Origin of the sequence: Myxococcus sp. AS-1-15, assembly GCF_020037055.1 — a bacterium.
Classification (GTDB): Bacteria; Myxococcota; Myxococcia; order Myxococcales; family Myxococcaceae; genus Myxococcus; species Myxococcus fulvus.
The window spans coordinates 151654-170194 of the sequence record NZ_JAIQDF010000016.1 but is presented as its reverse complement, the minus strand read 5'-3'; the positions used below and the strand labels follow the sequence as shown (position 1 = coordinate 170194).

General features: G+C 71.7%; 13 protein-coding genes. 5 read left to right on the top strand and 8 right to left on the bottom strand.

Annotated elements, in window-relative coordinates; translation table 11 throughout:
- The first annotated feature begins 205 nt into the window (after positions 1 to 205).
- Both K8625_RS34470 and K8625_RS34465 read left to right on the top strand, forming a co-directional pair.
- Positions 206 to 1810 carry a hypothetical protein gene (locus K8625_RS34470; RefSeq protein WP_223751240.1) on the top strand — a complete coding sequence of 535 codons (1605 nt, stop codon included), beginning with the start codon at positions 206 to 208 and terminating at the stop codon, positions 1808 to 1810.
- A gap of 38 nt (positions 1811 to 1848) precedes the next feature.
- Positions 1849 to 2355 carry a hypothetical protein gene (locus K8625_RS34465; RefSeq protein ID WP_223785072.1) on the top strand — a complete coding sequence of 169 codons (507 nt, stop codon included), beginning with the start codon at positions 1849 to 1851 and terminating at the stop codon, positions 2353 to 2355.
- 413 nt (positions 2356 to 2768) lie between these two features.
- Here the strand turns inward: K8625_RS34465 and rsgA are convergent, their stop codons facing one another.
- Positions 2769 to 3857 carry a ribosome small subunit-dependent GTPase A gene (gene rsgA / locus K8625_RS34460; protein WP_223751238.1) on the bottom strand — a complete coding sequence of 363 codons (1089 nt, stop codon included), beginning with the start codon at positions 3855 to 3857 and terminating at the stop codon, positions 2769 to 2771.
- Positions 3858 to 4186: 329 nt separating this feature from the next.
- On the opposite strand from rsgA, the gene K8625_RS34455 reads away from it, so the two are divergent.
- Positions 4187 to 8230, top strand: a complete 4044-nt coding sequence (locus K8625_RS34455; RefSeq protein ID WP_223785071.1) for a serine/threonine-protein kinase — start codon at positions 4187 to 4189, stop codon at positions 8228 to 8230.
- 11 nt (positions 8231 to 8241) lie between these two features.
- Here K8625_RS34455 and K8625_RS34450 read toward each other — a convergent pair whose 3' ends face one another.
- A complete protein-coding gene (locus tag K8625_RS34450) occupies positions 8242 to 8736 on the bottom strand; it encodes a hypothetical protein (protein WP_223752218.1) in 495 nt (164 codons plus the stop codon).
- An 87-nt stretch (positions 8737 to 8823) separates the two neighbouring features.
- Complete coding sequence (locus K8625_RS34445; protein ID WP_223785070.1) at positions 8824 to 10389, bottom strand: sigma 54-interacting transcriptional regulator; 1566 nt, start codon at positions 10387 to 10389, stop codon at positions 8824 to 8826.
- A 214-nt stretch (positions 10390 to 10603) separates the two neighbouring features.
- Between K8625_RS34445 and K8625_RS34440 the strand changes: the two genes are divergently transcribed.
- Positions 10604 to 11371: a sigma-70 family RNA polymerase sigma factor gene (locus K8625_RS34440; protein ID WP_223785069.1), complete on the top strand. Its 768-nt coding sequence runs from the start codon at positions 10604 to 10606 to the stop codon at positions 11369 to 11371.
- Here K8625_RS34440 and K8625_RS34435 read toward each other — a convergent pair.
- A complete protein-coding gene (locus tag K8625_RS34435) occupies positions 11307 to 12668 on the bottom strand; it encodes a TAXI family TRAP transporter solute-binding subunit (RefSeq protein ID WP_223785068.1) in 1362 nt (453 codons plus the stop codon). The two genes, K8625_RS34440 and K8625_RS34435, sit on opposite strands and share 65 nt — an antisense overlap.
- Before the next feature lie 60 nt (positions 12669 to 12728).
- Entirely contained in the window at positions 12729 to 14222 is a 1494-nt protein-coding gene (locus K8625_RS34430; protein WP_223752214.1) for a hypothetical protein, read from the bottom strand.
- Positions 14223 to 14566: 344 nt separating this feature from the next.
- Between K8625_RS34430 and K8625_RS34425 the strand changes: the two genes are divergently transcribed.
- Positions 14567 to 16573 (top strand): hypothetical protein, encoded by a 2007-nt coding sequence (locus K8625_RS34425; protein WP_223752213.1) that lies wholly within the window; start codon positions 14567 to 14569, stop codon positions 16571 to 16573.
- A gap of 67 nt (positions 16574 to 16640) precedes the next feature.
- Here K8625_RS34425 and K8625_RS34420 read toward each other — a convergent pair whose 3' ends face one another.
- The 3 genes from K8625_RS34420 to K8625_RS34415 form a co-directional block, all read right to left on the bottom strand.
- Positions 16641 to 17387, bottom strand: coding sequence for a hypothetical protein (locus K8625_RS34420; protein WP_223785067.1), 747 nt, complete (start codon positions 17385 to 17387; stop codon positions 16641 to 16643).
- A gap of 51 nt (positions 17388 to 17438) precedes the next feature.
- A complete protein-coding gene (locus tag K8625_RS43985) occupies positions 17439 to 17567 on the bottom strand; it encodes a hypothetical protein (RefSeq protein ID WP_255666187.1) in 129 nt (42 codons plus the stop codon).
- 147 nt (positions 17568 to 17714) lie between these two features.
- Positions 17715 to 18527, bottom strand: a complete 813-nt coding sequence (locus K8625_RS34415; protein WP_223785066.1) for a LytTR family DNA-binding domain-containing protein — start codon at positions 18525 to 18527, stop codon at positions 17715 to 17717.
- Positions 18528 to 18541: the final 14 nt, after the last annotated feature.

The following is an 18541-nucleotide window of genomic DNA, read 5'->3' as shown; positions in this document are numbered from 1 at the left end:
CTCCGCGCCACCCCCAGGTCGGCCAACCCACCGAGCCCCGGAAGACGGGCACGCCCGCCAGGATGCTGTCCCGCACCCGCCCCTCACGACGGACAAGCCTCATCCCACGGCCTTCTCCGGGTCCTCCGTGTTTGAAGTTCCCGGACGTCCCGTCGAGAATGGCCCGCCACCCATCTCAGGCGACGAAAGGAAGGGGGAGGACGGAATGTACGTATCTCGCAAATCAGCGTGGGCCCGCACAGGCGCGACGCTGGCACTCGCGCTCGGTCTCACCGTGCTCGGTTGTTCCGACAAGGAGGGTGACGACGACAAGGACGAGGGGACGCCCGTCACGGCCACCCTCACGGGCCGGGTGACGTTCGACTCCGTCCCGGCCGTCTACACGCCGACGACGCGCCAGGGCTCGCTCGCCTTCAACCAGGTGAGCGTCAAGCCCGTGCGCAACGCCACCGTGCAGGTGCTCCGGGGCAGCACGGTGCTCGCCTCGGCGACCACCGACGACGACGGCCGCTACCAGCTCACCTTCACGGCCGGCGACCAGGCCGACGTGACGCTGGCCACGCTCGCCAAGACGACCACGCCGGACATCCAGGTGGAGGACAACACCGACGGCAACGCCATCTGGGCGGTGGTGACGCAAATCAAGGGCGGCACCACGAGCAAGGACCTGCACGCGGGCCACGGCTGGAACGGCTCCAGCTACACCGCCAACCAGCGCGTCGCGGCGCCCTTCGCCATCCTGGACGCCATGTACACCGCGTCCCACGCCTTCCTGGCGGAGCGCCCCGTGCCCTTCCCGCCGCTCAAGGTGAACTGGAGCCCGAACAACGCCCCGCAGAACGGCGACAAGGCCCGGGGCCAGATTGGCACCTCGCACTTCTCCCCCAACGAGAACGAGGTCTACGTGCTGGGCCTCGCGGGCGCGGACACCGACGAGTTCGACAGCCACGTCATCGTCCACGAGTGGGGGCACTTCTTCGAGGCCAACCTGTCGCGCGCCGACAACCCCGGTGGCCCGCACTCCTCCGGCGACGTGCTGGACCCGCGCATCGCCTTCGGCGAGGGCTACGGCAACGCGCTGTCCGGCATGCTCCTGCCCAGCTCCATCTACGTGGACACGCTCTGGAGCGGCACCCGGCTGGGCGCGTTCGGCTTCGACCTGGAGACGCCGCCGACGACCACGGACGACCCGAACCCGGGCGTCTTCTCCGAGTTCAGCATCATGCGCTTCCTCTACGACCTGCACGACGAGTCGACGCTGTCGGAGACCCCGTTCGACCAGGTGTCCCTGAGCCTGGGCACGCTCTATGACGTGCTGGTGGGGCCGCAGCGCACCACGGAGGCGGTGACCACCGTCGGCTCCTTCATCCACGGCCTCAAGGCCCAGCCGGGCGTGGACGCCGCCGCGGTGGACCGGCTCGCGGCGCACTACAACATCGGCGCCATCCGCTCGGAGTGGGGCGAGGGGGACACGGACCTGTATGGCATGTACAAGTTCGTGACGGTGCCCTTCTCGGAGAACAACTTCTTCACCCGAGGCGAGCCCTTCAACCAGCGGCAGCAGAACCGGTACTACGTCTTCACCGGCAATGGCCGCAGGATGACCGTCACCGCCGACTCCACGGAGGACGTGAGCATCCTCGCCCTGCAGCAGGGCGCCACGGCGGGTGAGGCCGACCGCTTCACCACCGGCAAGGAGACCTTCGACTTCAACAGCCAGACCGACCGGCGCTACGTCCTGGTCACGACGGGCTGGGCCGACGAGGGCTCGGGCAACTACAACTACACCCTCTCCATCAGCAGCCAATGAGCGGACCTCTCACTCCTCCCGCGTTCCCAGGAGCACCCATGAATCGCATTGCCTCCGCGGTCCTCTCCGGCCTCCTGGCGCTGATGGCGCCCCTGGCCTGCACCTCTCCGGCGAAGAGCAGCACCCCGGCGGACAGCGCCGACCACCCGGGCTCCACCGCCAAGCTCAGCGCGCCCGTGGACGTGGGCGCCAAGGTGTCCGACACCAGCGCCACCGTCTCGCTGCGCTTCCAGGTCCCCGGCGAGGATGTCCGGGTGGAGGTCTCCGGCGTCGACGGGCTCCAGGTGACCAGCAGCACCTCGCCCGTGACGGGCGTGAGCGTGGAGAAGGCGGCCGTCACGAACCTGGACGTGGCCTTCGCGCCGGGCGCCGGACGCTCCCACCTGGTGGTGACGGTGAGCGGCATCTTCCAGGGCGTGCCCCTGACGAAGGTGGCCAGCTTCGCCGTCGGTCAGCCCACCGAGCAGCAGAAGGCAGACGGCTCCGTGGTGACGGATGACCAGGGCCAGCGCATCAAGATGATGCCCTCGTCGGACACGAAGTAGTCCACGACGCGGGCGGGTCCGAAGAAGGACCCTGAAAAGAACCGCGGGGAGCGCGCCCCCTCGACGCGCTCCCCGCCGTATGAAGGACTGCGAGAATTCGTACCTCCGGTCCAGCGTGAGCGCGCCCCTCGGCGCACCCTCCGGAAGCCACGCCCCTCCCCAGGGGCGCCCCCTCAAAAGGTCCGAGGCGAGCCCCCCGGCGCGCCTCTTCCCCCCTCGAACGTCGGACGTTCGAAAACCCGAGTGCCGGTGATTCCCCCGGACACTCCCCCCACCCACCTGCCCGGACGCTCAGCGCCCGAAGCCCTCGGACATCCAGGCTCTGCCCGGGTGTCCCCACCTTTCGAAATATCCAAACGCGGCCCGTCGGAATCCTTGAGCGGAGGATTTACGGCGAATTTTCGGTCCGGGTTTCAGTCCCGTCGGCGCTTGGCGCGGGTGATTTCCCAGCCCTGCACGGAGCGGCTCTTGTCGATGCGCCGCTGCTCCTTCTGCAGCGCGGTGCTCGACTGACGCGCCTGGAAGGCCTTCTCCTTTTGCAGCTTCTCGAAGCTCGAGAGGCGCTCTTCGGGGAGGGCCCCGGACTGGACGGCGGCGCGGACGGCGCAGCCGGGCTCACGCTGGTGCGTGCAGTCGCGGAAGCGGCAGCCCTCGGCGAGCTCGAGGATGTCGGTGAAGGCCTGCTCAATCGCCTTCTCCTCCTCGCCGAGCAGCCCCAGCTCGCGCATTCCGGGTCCGTCGATGAGCAGCCCCCCGTGGGGGAGGCGGAACAGCTCGCGGTGGGTCGTGGTGTGACGCCCCTTGTCGTCCTCGTAGCGCACCTCCTGCGTGGCCAGGCGCGACTCACCCAGCAGGCGGTTGACGAGGGTGGACTTGCCCACGCCGGAGGAGCCCAGCAGGGCCCCGGTGCGGTGCTCGGGGATGAGGGCCCGCACGGCGTCCAGCCCCTCGCCGGTCCTGGAGCTCAGGGCCAGCACGGGGACGCCGGGGGCCAGCGCGGAGACCTCCTCGACGACGGCGTCGGCGTCGTCATGGAGGTCCGCCTTGGTGAGCAGCACCGCGGGGGAGGCGCCGCTCGTCCAGGCCAGGGTGAGGGCGCGCTCGATGCGGCGGGGGTTGAAGTTCCCGTCCAGGCCGGCGACCAGGAGCACCACGTCCAGGTTGGCGGCGATGAGCTGCACCTCCCTCTCGCGTCCCACCTCGCGGCGCGCGAGCAGGCTCTTGCGGGGGAGCACGGCGTGGAGCATCCCCTCCCCTTCGCCTGGAGGAAGCTGGAGGGCCACCCAGTCCCCCACGGTGGGCAGGGACTCAGCGCTGGAGGATTGGTGGAGCAGCCGGCCGGCGGTGCGCGCCAGCAGGGTGCGCTCCGCGGTCTGGACGGTGAGCAGCCCTCGGGCCTGGCGCACCACGCGGCCGGGGACGAGGGGAAGAGGGGACGACTCGACGAGGAGGGAGAAAGCCTGGGCCAGCTGGGGCCCCCAACCAAAAGTTTCGAGAGACACTGAGAAGGACTCCGGACAAGGCGGTGCCTGCGGCGCACCTGGATTCGTCAGGGCACCCGGAGCGAGGACCGCGCTGTGACGGACCTTCACGTCGGCCTGTTCAGGCCGACGTCCTCCGGGCGAACGGGACTCCCACCGCGGCAAGATCAATATCGGCGTACATGGGGCCCTCCGGGACCGGGCGGGGCGGCGTCCATCGCCGTCCGGCGCTCCCTGCATATCAATCCAGCCCGGCGCCTGCACGGGATGTCGTCGGGGGCGGGGTGGTACAACCCTCCCCGCACGGCGTTCCGGCGGGGCCCGGACGCGCGCGCGCCCGGGGACCACCGATGCGCGAGGACGACGAGGCGGAGCTGCGAGCGGTGCTCCTCGAGGGCCTGCTGGCCGACGACGAGGTGGAGTCCCTGCGGGCGGCCGTCGAGCGCGAGCAGAAAGGCCCCCTGGACCTGCTCCATGCCCGGGGGCGACTGTCCGAGGCCACCCTCGCCTCCCTCCGGAGCGCCTCGCGGGCCGCCCTCCAGGAAGCGCTCGTGGGCCCGCCCACGGTCCAGGTCGGGGCGCCCCGCCCGCTGGAGCCCGAGGCCCTGGAGGCCGAGCCCCCCTTCCCCGTGCCGGGCTGGGAGCGTTATGCGCCCATCCGCTTCCTGGGCCAGGGCGGCATGGGGCGCGTCTTCCTGGTGCAGGACCTGGTGCTGCGGCGGCTCGTGGCGCTCAAGTTCGTGAAGGACGACGAGCCCGGGCGGGTGAGGCACTTCGTGGCGGAGGCGCAGGCCCAGGCGCGCGTGGAGCACGAGCGCGTGTGCAAGGTCTACGAGGTGGGCCAGGTCCAGGGGCGCGCGTACATCGCGATGCAGTACGTGGACGGCCTGCCGCTCCACCAGGTCGCGAGCCAGCTCTCCGTCGAGCAGAAGGCGCTGCTGCTGGCGCAGGCCGCCGAGGGCGTACACGCGGCGCACCGGGCCGGCCTCATCCACCGCGACATCAAGCCGTCCAACATCCTGGTGGAGCGCACGGCCGACGGACAGTGGAAGCCCTACGTCATGGACTTCGGGCTGGCGCGGGCGCCGGGCGAAGGCGTCACCGCCACGGGGGCCATCCTGGGCACGCCGCACTACATGGCGCCCGAGCAGGCGCGCGGCGAGGTGAGCCGGCTGGACCGTCGCGTGGATGTGTACGCGCTGGGCGCCACGCTCTACGCGCTCCTGGTGGGCCAGGCGCCCGTGCCCGGGAGCAACGCGCTGGAGGTGCTCAGCCGCATCCCCACGGAGGAGCCCCGGCCTCCGCGCGCGCTGGCGCCCGAGGTGCCCGCGGACCTGGAGGCCATCGTCCTCAAGTGCCTGGAGAAGGAGCGCGGGGGCCGGTACGACTCGGCGCGGGCGCTGGTGGAGGACCTGCGGCGCTTCCTCGATGGGGCGCCGGTGCTCGCGCGCTCGACGGGGCCGGGCTACCGGATGGCGCGGCTGGCGCGCAGGCACTGGCGGGGGCTGACGCTGGCGGCGGTGGTGGGGCTGGTGTTGCTGCTCGCGGGGGTGCAGGCGGTGCTCGCCCGACGCGAGGCGGACGTGCGCGAACATCTTGCGCGCCGCTTCTCCGAGCTCGCCGAGCACGTGGAGGCCCGCGCCCGGTACACCGCCCTGGCGCGGCTGCACGACACGCGGGAGGAGCGGCGCACGCTGGAGGCGCGCCTGGAGGACATCGCTCGGGAGATGCGCGCGGGAGGCGAGCGCGCGCTGGGGCCGGGCAACGAGGCGCTGGGACGGGGCTGGTTGGCGATGGGGGAGCCCGGGCGCGCGAAGGAGGCGCTGGAGGCCGCGTGGCACCACGGGACGCGGACGCCTCGCGTCGCGTGCGCGCTGGCGCTCGCGCTGGGGCAGCTCTACCAGGAGCAGCTGCGCGCGTCCGAGCACCTGCCCGCGCTGGAGCGGCAGGGGCGACGCAAGGCGCTGGTGGCGCAGTATCGGGAGCCGGCGCTGGAGTGGTTGAGGAAGGGCGGCGACGTGGACCTGCCCCCCGCCGAGTACGTCGCGGCGCTGCTCGCGTACCACGAGGAGCGCTACGCGGACGCGTTGGAGCGGCTGGATGCGTTGGGTGAGCGGCTGCCCTGGTTCTTCGAGGCGCCGCTGCTGCGGGGGGACGTGCTGGTGGCGCGCGCCACGAGTCATTGGGATGCGGGGCGGCGCGAGTCCGCGCAGGAGGACCTGGACGCGGCGCGACGGGCGCATGCCCGGGCCGCGTCGCTCGCGGAGAGTCTGCCGGAGGCGCACCTGGCGCTCGCGGGTGTGGAGCAGGTGGCGCTGCGCATGGGGCTGTATGGCCAGGGGGACGTGACGCCCCACCTGGAGCGGGCCTTGGAGGCGTTGGAGCGCGGGCTCACGGCCTCGCCTCGGCATGTGCCGTCGTTGGTCCGCAAGGCCATGCTGCATCGCAGGCTCGCGGAGTATCGCGGCAGACAGGGTGGGGATGTGCGGGCGCCACTGGAGGCCGCTTTGAAGGCGGCGCGCGCGGCGCTCGAGGTGGAGCCGAATCGCAGCGAGGCGCGGCAGGCGCTCGGGTTGGTGCTCTGGCAGGAGGCGCGGCTGCGGCAGGCGCGCAGCGAGGACCCTCGCGCGCTGCTGCGTCAGTCCATCGAGGCGTTCGAAGGGGTGGCGCCGCGGGAGCGCGGCTACGACTATCACGCCAACCTGGGGCTCATCTTCAAGGTCTGGGCGGACCATGAGGACGCGGTGGGCGAGGACTCGCTCGGCAACCGGCAGCGCGCCATCGAGGCGTACCGCACCGCCATCGGCATCGACGAGTCGCTGCCGGATGCGTGGATCAACCTGGGCAGCGCCTGGTTCAAGCGCGCGTCGAATCCACGCAGCACCACGGCGGATGAGGATCTGGAGCGCGCCCGGGAGGCGCTGGAGAAGGCGCGGAGCCTCAACCCGCGCAACCTGGTCAGCCACTTCTACGAAGCGCAGGTGCATGCGCTCCGCGCGGCGCGCGCGCGTGACTCGGGCAAGGATGCACGGTCCGCGCTGGACGCGGCGCTCGGTTCGTATCGAAGCGCGCTCGCGCTCAACGCCGAGGTGCCGCAGCTCCACGGTGGCGTGGGGCTGGTGCACCTGGAGCGTGCTCGCGATGCGTGGCAGCGAGGAGAATCCCCCTTCCCTGCTGTCGACGAGGCCCGCGAGGCCTTCGTCCGGGCTCGCGCGCTCGCGCCGAAACAGGGGCTGACGTACAGCAACCTGTCGGAGGCGCTGGCGGCTCGCGCGGCGTATCGGCTGGAGCTCGGGGAGGACCCGCGCGAGGACGCCCAGGCCGCGAAGCGCGAGGCCCAGGCGGCGCTCGCGCTCCAGCCGGAGCTGTCGACCGCGTGGGCCAACCTGGGCCACGCCGAGCTGCTGCTCGCGACGTACGCGTGGGAGCGCGGCCTGGGGTTCAGCCACGCACGCGTGGCCCCCCTGCGCGACGTGGCAACGCGCGCTCCACGCGATGCCTCTGCGGTAAACCACCCGCGCGAAGATGCGGTGCAAGGCGTGGCAACGCGCGCTCCACGCGAGGCCCCTGCGGTAAACCACGCGCGCGAAGATGCCTTGCAAAGCGCGGCAACGCGCGCTCCACGCGAGGCCTCTGCGGTAAACCACGCGCGCGAAGATGCCTTGCAAAGCGCGGCAACGCGCGCTCCACGCGATGAGCATGCTGCGAACCACCCGCGCGAAGATGCCATGCAAGGCGTGGCAACTCGCGCTCCACGCGATGAGCATGCTGCGAACCACTCGCCCGAGGCTGCTGCTCGCGACGCGGCCCAGCGCAATCCGCGGGACGCCCTTGAGGTGGTCCACCCGCTCGAAGCCGCCGAGCTCGCGCTGCGCGAAGCGGTCACGCGCAATCCCCGCGATGAGGAAGCCCTGCGCTATGTGGCGAAGGCCCGACGCCTGAGGGCGCTCGTATGGCGAGGGACACGAGGCACAGCCCCCCTCATCGCGAGCCCTCCGCCCTCCGGCCTCCCGCGGGAACAAGAGGCGGTCTTCACCGAGGCGGCGCAGGCGCACGAAGCCGTGCTCGCCCTCAGCGCGCGTCCCCATGACGACCGGCTCGCGCTCGCGCGACTCCTCATGGACCACGCCCTCGCCCGACATCTCGCCGATGCCTCCCCAGGCGACGCGCTGGAGAGAGGCCTCGCGCATGCATCCGCGGTGCTGAAGGTGCGCCCCGATGACCTCGAGGCGCGCGCACTGCATGCGGCGCTGGAACTCCTGCGCGTGCGCTCATCGCCCACGCAGCCCCTCGATGAACAAGCGCGGGCCCGTGAGGCCCTGTCGCGCGCGCTGGTGGCCCGCCCTCGACTCGGGCGGACCTGGGTGCCCCTGCTCACGACCTCACCGCGTTGAGCAAGCGGTCCTCACCCCTCCTCGGGCTCGCCTGGATCCCTCACCACCTCCAGCTCTCCAGGCTGGCCCTCTCCCGTGCCCGAGGACACCCGGAAGGGATAGTCCATCCACCACGCCTTGGCCGAGACCTTTGCGCACCACGAAGGCCTGTACCAGGAGTCCAGCTTGACGATGTCCGACGGCTCCCCCTCGAACAGGTGACCCGAGGGGTCACCGTCGAAGTGGATGGTGGCGTGCGACACGTCCTCAGCCAGCCGGAGCTTGAGCCACTGCCTCCGATGGATGCAGGAGAAGGCGGGCGTCACCGGCTCCGGCCCCCGTCCGATGGTGATGGTGCACACCTCGTCCGGCGCGATCTTCGGACACAGTCCGTGCACCAAGGTGCAAGACACCTCCCGCAGCTTGGAACACTCGACGTCCTGCGCCTGCGCCCCCGTCTCGAGGACCTCCTCGGGCGCGGCCTGCTCCGGAGCACACCCCATTCCCAGCCACATCACGACTGCCATCCCATGCAACTTCATCACGCGAGCCTCCTCACGTCGTTCGACTGAATGGAGCGTGGCCGCGAGAGCCCGCCACGCCGGATGACGCCATCACTCGGCGGGCCCGAGCCCCAGCTCACGGACCCGCCGCTGGAGCGCGCGCCGGGAGACCTCCAGCCGTCGCACCATCGCGTCCAGGTCCCCCGCGCACTCGTGGAAGCAGCGAGAGATCTCCTCCGCGCTCACGTCCTTCACCGTGCGGATATGCGGGCTGCGGTCCACCAGGTTGTAGAGCGACGCCCGGGTGATGCCCAGCCGCTCCGCCGTGCCCTTCAAATCCCACGAGCACTCCCGCAGCGCCTCCAGGAGCTCCCGCTCCGACACCTCCGCCGGCTTGCGGCGCGTCAGCGCCACGGGCTCCTCGCGCTTGCCGGAGCCCAGCTCCGCCTCCAGCGACGCATCCACCTGGAGCCGAGGCTGCCCCCGACTGCTGATGACCAGCTGCCGGACCACGTTGCGAAGCTGGCGCACGTTGCCGGGCCACTCGAAGTCCAACAGCCGCGTCGCCAGCGACGCGGGCAGCCACGGCTCCGCGTAGGGGTCCTCGGGCTCCAGCCGCCACGCCTCGCCCAGCGACTCCAGCTCCAGCCGCGCGAAGTGATGGAAGAGCAGCGCGATGTCCTCACGCCGCTCCCGCAGCGCCGGCATCTGGAGCGTGTAACCGGAGAGCCGATGCAACAGTGGTGCGCGAAACCGCCCCTGCTCGATGAGCTCCTCCAAGGGCGCGTCCGTCGCGGCGACCAGCCGCACGTCCGTGACGACGGGCGTATGTGACCCCACCGGGAACACCTCCCCCGTCTCCAGCACGCGCAAGAGCGCCACCTGCACCTCCGGCGGAGCCTCCCCCACCTCGTCCAGGAAGAGCGTGCCGCCATGGGCCGCGCGGAAGAACCCCTCGCGACTCTGCGACGCACCTGTGTAGGCCCCGCGCTGCGCGCCGAACAACTCCGAGGCCGCGAGCTCGCGTGCCAGCGTGCCCAGGTTGACGCTGATGAACGGCCCCCTGCGACGAGGACTCCGCTGATGGAGCGCCCGGGCGACCAGCTCCTTCCCCGTGCCCGTCTCCCCCCGCACGAGCACCGGCACCTCCAGGTCCGCCACCTGCCGCACGCGGGTGCGCACGCGGCCCAGGGCCAGGCTCTGCCCCACCATGCCCAGGGTGTCCGCCGAGCGCTCCGCGTCCAGCGCCACGCGATGCAGCAGCACCACCACCCGCCCGCCCAGCTCCAGCGTCACCCCCGCCGCGAGCACCTCCGGCCGGAAATCCCACGCCCCCCCGGGCACACCTCCGACCACCACGGACGTGCCCTCCGCGTCCACCTCCAGCCGGAGCCCGCCCTCCGGACGCGGCAGGAAGCGCAGCGGACGTCGGCTCAGGAACGGGTCCGCCAGCGGTCGCCCCACCCCCTCCCCCGCGCGCGTGAAGAGCGGCTCGTTGCGCGACAGGGCCACCTCACGCCCCGCGAGCAAGGCCTCCATCACGTAGCGCTCCCCCACCCTCGACGCGAGCGGATGGGAGACCAGCGTCAGCGCCGGCGCCAGGGGCGCGGACTGGGAGTCGCCGCCACGCCGCGGGGGGCTGGCGGTGGAGACATCATCGAGGAATCGCTGCGACATGAGGGGGACGCTCGGCGCCGGAGCCGGGGTTCTCCTCCAGGCTACACCGAGGAGGCCCGGGTCGAGTCTGACGCCAGCCTCCCCGGGCCTTCGGCTGACATGTCAGCGCCCGACGCTGACATGCCAGTCCACGCCTCCGGGCGCCGCCGTCCGAGGGACAGGCGTGGGCATGGCCGTTGCTCAAGGGGGCCTCACACGCAGGGGTGAGTCCACGGTGAAGACTCTCAACGAAACGACGTCGATCCGCTTCTGGGAGCTGTGGCGACAGCACCAACCGAGGCTCCTCGCCAGGAGCGTGCGCCAGCTCGGAGGCAACCACGCCGACGCGGAGGACGCGCTGGGCGCCGCGATGCTCCGGGCCGCGGAGGCCTGGCCCCGCGAGTCCCACCGCCTCCACAACCCCGAGGCCTGGCTGACGCGCATCCTCCACAACACCTGTGTGGACCAGCACCGCGCACGGGCCCGCCGCGCGGACGACCTCACCGACGACACGTGCACCGAGGCCACGGCCCCCCTCCACGCCCCCTCGCCCGAGCACCTCCTGCTCGAGCGCGAGCGGGCCCGGCTCCTGTGGCGCCACGTCTCCCAGTTGCCGGAAGCCCTGCGCCAGGCCTGCGTCATGCGCTTCGAGCGGGACCTGGATGGACGCACCATGGCCGCACAGCTCGGGCTCACCCACGTGAACACGCGGCGGCGCCTGATGCGCGCCTGTCAGGTGCTGCGCGTGGCCATGACGGGAGGCGTCGACCGAAGCACGCAGAGGGGGCCAGTCCCCCGTGCCCCCGTTACGCGCGTGACGGGCGCGGGGCTGTCGCCGGCGCCAGGCGGGTGGAGCCCCGAGCCGGGGCCGACACCTCGCGCCCCCACGACCCCGGGCGTGGCGCCCACGCGAGCGCCCCGCGCGAGGTCCGAGCCGACTACGCGCTGGCGGAGTGCGCGTGCGCGTCCGCCCCGTCCCGCCCACCGGAGAGCCGACGGATGAGGCGACGGCGCACCACCTCGATGTGCTCGCGGAAGAAGTAGAGGTTCTCCGCGTACGCCAGCGGCATGGGGATGCGATTGACCTCGCGCTCCGCCTCCTCCAGGCGCTTGAGCATGTCCTCGAGCATCTGCTGCCCGGGGTTCTCATCGAGCTGGATTTCAATCTCCTTCAGTCGCGCATACCAACGCACGATGCGCGAGCGCATGCGCCACTGGTACACCGCCGGCACCGCCCGGAACAGCGGCACCACCACCGCGATGATGGGCACCAGCATCACCCACAGCCGGTCCACCAGGTTGGCGGCCCAGAACGGCAGGTAGCGCTGCAGCAGGGGGACCCCCGCCTCGTAGTAGCGCTTCGCCTCATCGCTGAGCGGGAAGCCCGTCTCGCGGGGCGCGGGGAACTCGGCCGCGCCGTCCAACAGGCCCGCCTTGCCGTGGACCTCGCTGGCCGCGCGCATCAGCAGATACGCCAGCGCCGGGTGCAGCGAGTCGCGCGCCACCAGGTTCGCCGTGGGCGCGATGACCACCACGTCCTCGGCCGGCACGTCCGAGGCCAGGTTGAACACACCCCGGGGCAACACCAGCCGCGACAGGTACGGGAAGCGCCGCGCGTACGCCGCGCCCCGCGTGAAGCTCAACAGCCGGATGCCGGGCACCGCCGCCAGCCGGTGGATGGCGGGCGACTCGGCCGGAGAGATGAGGAAGATGGCGTCCACCGTCCCCTGCTTGAGCTGCTCGATGGCGGCCTCGCGCTCCAGCGGCATCAGCTCCGTGGGCGCCTCGTCGATGCCGTTGGCCTTCAAGAGCGTGACGGCGAGCGCGCGCGTGCCGCTGCCCTCCGGCCCCACCGCCACCTTGCGGCCCTTGAGCTGGCGCACGTCCTCCAGGGGCTCACCCCGGTAGAACACCCACAGGGGCACGTAGGACAGACTGCCCAGCGACACCACGTTCCCCGCGGCCTCCCCCGCCACCGTGCCGCTCTGCACGAAGGCCACGTCCACGCCCGAGGACTCGTCCGCCAGCAGCGCCACGTTCTCGATGGAGCCCTTCGTCGAGCGCAGCTCCAGCTTGATGTCGTGCCTGGCCAGGAAGTCCTGGTACTTCCGCGCGTAGTAGCGGAAGCCGCCCTCGTCCTGGGACATGGCCAGCACCAGCGTCTTGGGCGGCGCGGGCTTGATGAAGTGGAACGCGGCGGCGAAGGCGACGCCGATGAGGAGCAGCGCGGGTGTGAGCGTCAGCCACAAATCCCGCCGGAGCGTGCGCCGCAGGTGCTGCTTGAGGGAGTCCGCCGTCATGGTGGGCGCGGAGTATAGACATGCCTCCGCGCCCACATCCGAACCTTGGTGGACCGAGGACTACGGGCAGTCAGCCGGGCAGACGGTGGTCGTCTCCCACGGCTGGCACGTGGCATCCCCGCACGAGGCGTTCAGGAACGTCTCCAGCACCGCCTTGCGGTGGGGCAGGAAGACGTTGGTGAGCGCCGGGGAGATGCGGTAGCGCGGGCCGAACACCCCCGAAAGCGGGTCGAACTGCTCACCCACGTGCACGAAGCCGCCCGACGGAGGCCAGACGAGCCCGCCGCCGAGGTTCGCGCCATTGCTGTTCTCGTGGCAGCCGGCGCACGACAGCGCCATGGAGCGCGCCACCACCTGCTGCGGCGTCAGCGTGCTGCCCGCCGCGGCAATCGCCGCCTGGACGTTGGTGTGGAAGGGGCTGGGGCCGGGGCCGAACTGCGCGACGTACTGGTTCTCGAACACCCCCACGTGGCTCTGCCCGCTGTTGAACGCGTCCGGGATGGTGTTGTTGAACAGGTTGATGTCATTGACGGCCAGCGCGGGCACCTGTCCGGGGAACAGCGAGCCCTGGAACGTGGGCGCGAGCGCGTGGCCGGACGCCGGGTTGAACAGCGTCCCACCCGGGTTGACCTTCACCGTCACCGGGACGAAGCGCAGCTGGCAGGGGGTGGCGCCGCACATCGTCCGGCGCACGCTGAACTCACGCAGCGTCCACGGCCGCCCGATGAACTGGTTGGTGCGCACCTGCCCCGTCGCCACGCTCCCGGAGCGGTTGCCGTAGTTGTCGATGTGCACCACCGGCATGACGCCCGCGCCCGGCAGGCCGTTGAAGTAGAAGCCCTGCAGCGCGGCGATGCGGGACGACAGCGTGGTCATCCCCGTCAGCGAGGCCCAGAAGTTGGCGACCGGCTGACAGCCATTGAGGCCCGCGGCGGGGTTGGGGTTGGGCAGCACCGCCTCGAAGATGAGCAGGTTGCGATTGCCGCCGCCCGGGATGCCCGAGCGCTTGCCGAAGACGATGCGGTACTCACCGCAGTCGCTGCCCGACACCGGCGCCAGGTCGAAGCGGTTGACCAGCGCCAGCGGGATGTACTCGTCGGGGTTGGTGCCCGGGTTGATGAAGGGGTTGACGAACGCCTGGTTCGACTCCGGCCGCGGACACTCGAAGGGGAAGGTGTTGAAGACGGGCAGACAGCCCGGGGGCGCCTGCGTGCTCCACCAGTCCTGGAAGAGCGCCAGCGGCGTCAGGCCCGCGACCCCCGACTGCGTCACCAGCTGCGTCATCACCCGCAGCAGCGTGAAGTTCCTCACGATGGCGTCCTCGGTGACGATGAGCGACGCCCGAGGGTCCACCGTGATGGCCATCGCCGACGGCCCGCTCGGCAACGGCAACATGCCGATGCCACGACGCTCCGGATGACGCGCCGGGTCCGCCTCCACCACCTCGGGCACCGGTGACTCGGGCTCCACCGCCGCGTCCCCACACGCCGAACCCAAGGCCAACAGCGCGCACACCACTCCCACGCGCCAGCTTCCCTGGCGCATTTCAAACATGCGTTGCATTCGCGTTCTCACACCCGCGCGGACGGCCGCGCCCCCTGCCAGGGATGAGCAACTCCGGCCCCTGCCGGAATCACGACTTGGCAAGATATGCCGTGATTACACGTTTATACATTGTTCATTGGCATAAATCCACGCCAACCCGCACACGGGGTGACGCGGGAGCAGTGCCATCCCGAAGACGTGAAACACCTCCAAGGTGGGACGGGCGACAGACGCGCGGGCGGGTCGTGCGGGCTCTGGGCGGGGGAGATGCACAGCATGATGCGGGGTGCCGGTGACACCAGCACTCGCGCGGAGAGGGGACGCCGCGCCGGGTCATCGAGGGGGGAACATTCATGGACACGACACGACGCGCCGTGCGCGTCCGCGCGAGCTTTCATCTGGCCATCCTGATGACCTGTCTCGTCGGCTGCGGCGGCCACCTGGAGTCACCCGACACATCCGGGGGGGAGGCCGTGGACCAGCGCGTGGAGTGGGCCTATCAGGACTACTACCGCGTGGACCTCGGCCCCTCGGGCGCGCTGGCCAGCAGCCGGCTCAGCCATGGGACGGTGTTCGTCCCCATGCTGCGCCCGGGGACGCACGCCCCTGTCCTGGGGCTGGATGGAACACCGCTGCGCTACACGTGTGGTGTCACGTTCATCTCACCGCGCCGGGCCATCACCGCGGCGCATTGCGTGGATGCCACGAACGTGTGGTCCCCCGCGAACCAGCTGCTCGAGGTCCGCATGTATGACCCCATGCGCAGCGACGAGGTGGGCTGGGAGGCCACTGCGCGGAGCCTGTCGGGCACCTTCCCGCGCTATCGCAAGACACCGCTGGGGCCGGGCTACAGCACGACGTCCTACGGCTGCCGCGTGGTGGCGCGCTGCGGAGGGCCGTATGGCGACTACCGCTGCCCCGCGGCCTTCCCCCGCGCGGACACCGCGCTGCTCGACTGCGGAGATTCGAGCCCCGGCTGTCGCTATGACTACCTGGGCGTGGCCGGGTCCGAGGGCGAGGGCCTCCCCGTCTCGATGTCGTGGACCCACGAGGTCTACACCATCCCCGCGGACCGGGGCTCCGACCTCTGGCGCCACTACACGCGCTACGCCGGCCACGAGCCCACGCTCAACTACCACTACTACGACGCCCACCAGCTGCTGCCGCTGCGCTCCACGCCGTGGTCCCCCTCCGGCCGCCCCCGCGTCTCGCTGGGCGTGACGTCGACGGGCACGGACGCTCGCCTCACCGAGCTGCATGGCTGCCACGGCTCTTCGGGCGCGGGCATCACCCAGCGCAACACGGCGCTGGGCACCGAGGAGCTGCTCGGGCCCGTGGCCGTGTGGGATTCGTGGGTGTTCCTGGCGCACGACTACGACTTCCTCTGCGAGGACCCCGAGCGCACCGCGCGCGGCCCGGGAGACGCGGGGCTGGGCTACGCGCGGCTGGCCTTCACGCGCAAGCTCGTGGAGTCGAGGAGCGCCTCGGATGTCTGCGATGCCCAATCGCCCGGCCTGTTCCCCAACCTCCACCTGTGGCTGGAGCACGATGTCTGGCTATTGCGCCGCGCCCCGCTCACGCCGCAGGCCTTTCCCAAGCCCTGGCCCTGCGTCGAGGCCACGTGCTCCGCCTGGGAGCGCGTGCGCTTCCCCAACGAGCCGCTGGTACCCGTCGGGCGGAGCAGCCCCCTCTCGCTGCCGCCCGCGCGGGTGGTCTCCGGCATGAGCTATCGCGTGTCGGTCCGCGTCCGCGCGCTGGAGGCCACGCCGCCGCGAGTCACCCTCACCCTGGGCGGCCAGACGCTCCTGCGCGGAGCCAGGCCCCAGAGCCGTCCGGGCGAGGCCGCGGGGCTCGTCGCCACCACCTTCGTCGCGACCAGCGGAGGCACGCAGACGCTGAAGCTCTCGCTGGAGGCGGACTCCGGCGCCGCCGCGGTGACGGAGTGGGTCGTCGTCTCCGACACGCTGGCCCAGGGCTTCGAGTACCGCTCGCAGCGCGTGGGGGTGGGCATCCTGGAGCCCGGAGCGTCCGTGCCGGTGCCGGCCACGTGGACCCGGGGTGAGACCTCGCGCTTCGCGTCGCTGCTTCGCGGCGGACAGCGGTGGGTGGCGACGCGGCAGGCGCTCGTGCCGGGGCGCGGCTGGGCCGTGGCCTTCGACACGTCGCGCGCCACGCGGGGGATGATGTGCGGCTTCATCACCGCCGACGGGCGGGAGCCACGCATGCCGTGTGACGCGGTGGCGAAGCGGGTGCGCGCCAACTTCCAGCTGGGCACCGCGCAGCCCGTCGCGTTCTTCGTCGACCTGCCCGAGGGCCACCCCGACGTGGCCCTGGACAACCTGCGCCTGCAGTCGCGCTGAGATGCTCGCGCGGGGCCCTTCCGCCCGGAAGAGGGATGACTCCGGGCGGAGGCGCTCACGCGGTGGCTCAGTGGCTCACGTCGCAGGTGCCGTCGTCGGACAGCAGCCCGCCGACGCGGACGTGGTAGAGCTCCCCGGGGACGAACGGCTCGTACTGGTGGCGCACGAAGTAGAGCGTGCGCTGGTCCGGCGAGAGCGTCGGGTGGTACTCGTCCAGGTCCGTGTTCACCGTCGGCCCCAGGTTGCGCGCCGGCTGCCAGCCACGCCACGTCTTGCGGGCGACGTAGAGGTCACCGTAGCCGTGGCCATCCGGGCGGGCGATGGACGCGAACAGCAGCGTCCTGCCGTCCGCGAGGACGTTGGGGTTGAACTCCCAGGACTCGGTGTTGATGGCGGGTCCCAGGTTCTCCGCGGGGCCGTAGGAGCCGTCGTGACGCGGGCGCGAGCGGTAGATGTCCCAGCCGCCGTAGCCGCCCTCGCGGTCCGAGCCGAAGTACAGCGTGCCCTCCGCGTCCACGCTCGGGTAGAGCTCGTCGGCGGTGCTGTGGACCGCGGCGCCCAGGTGACGCGGCTCGCCCCAGCCGCCATCGCGGCGACGCTCCACCACCCACATCTCCACGTCCGTGCGCGGCTGGCCGTTGACGGGACGGATGGAGGAGAAGAAGAGGCGGCGTCCGTCGGGGGAGACGAACGGGTCGATGTCTGAGTGCACGCCGGAGAAGGACGCGGGGCGGGGCTGCGTCCAGCGGCCGTTGCGCCACTCGGAGAAGACGATGGTGGCCTGACGCGTCTCGGGGAAGAAGCCGGCGCTCACGCCCCAGAACGCGGTGCGGCCGTCCGGCGTGAAGGCGATGCGCCACTCCTCCTACTCGGGCAGGGAGATGAAGCCGGGGGAGAGCACCTCCGGCGTGCTGGGCGCGGAGGCGGAGGCGGACGTCGCGACGGACAGCGCGAGCGTCGCGAGCAGCGTGGGGATGCGACGGGACGACGACATGGTGAGCTCCTCTCGGGTGTGGCGAAAGGAGCCGGGCTCGCTCTCGCCATGGCCGTAGAGGTACAGGGTGCCCGCTCGCCTGTCCGGGAAGCGGGGATGAAGCGAGGGGGGCGCGGGATGGATGGCGCGCCACCAGGGACGGCGCCTTCAGCGGGCGCTGTCGCTTCCCAATCCCAGCGCGGCCTCGACGCGCGCGCGGTGACTGCGACCGGTGCGCACGGCGGTACCGCTCGAGCCGAGCACCAGCAGGTACTCCCCCTGGGACAGCGGCTCCGCCTCGCGCACCTGGTCCAGGTTCACGAGCACGGAGCGGTGCACGCGCAGGAAGCGCCGTGTGTCCAGGCGCTCCTCCAGGTGCGTCAGCGTCTCGCGCAGCACGTGCTGCTCCGCGCCCACGTGCACGCGCACGTAGTTGGCCTCGGACTCGACGTGGGAGATGGCGGAGCAGTCGACGAAGCGGATGCGACCGTCCACCTTGACGGGCAGACGCCGCAGCGGGGCCTCCGCCAGCGCGAGCCCGGACAGGAGCGCCTCCTGCCGAGCCACCGCCTCGCCTCGACGCACCAGCCGCACCTGCTGGCGCGCGCGGGCGAGCGCGGCGCGGAAGCGCTCCTTGTCATAGGGCTTGAGCAGGAAGTCCAACGCCTGGGCCTCGAAAGCGCGCACGGCGTGCTGCTGCCACGCGGTGACGAAGACGACCACGGGCAGCGACTCGGGCGGCAGCGCGCGGAGGACCTCGAAGCCGTCTCCCGCTGGCATCTCGACGTCCAGCAGCAGCACGTCCGGCGAGGACTGGAGCACGCCGCGCACGGCCTCCGCGCCGCTGGCGGCCTCGGAGACGAGCTCGACATGCGGCTCCGCGGCGAGCAATGCGCGCAGGCGCGAACGGGCGAGCGGCTCGTCATCCGCGAGCGCCACGCGAAGCACGGACGGCTCCACCGCTTCACCACCGCCCATCATCACCCAGCCCTCCC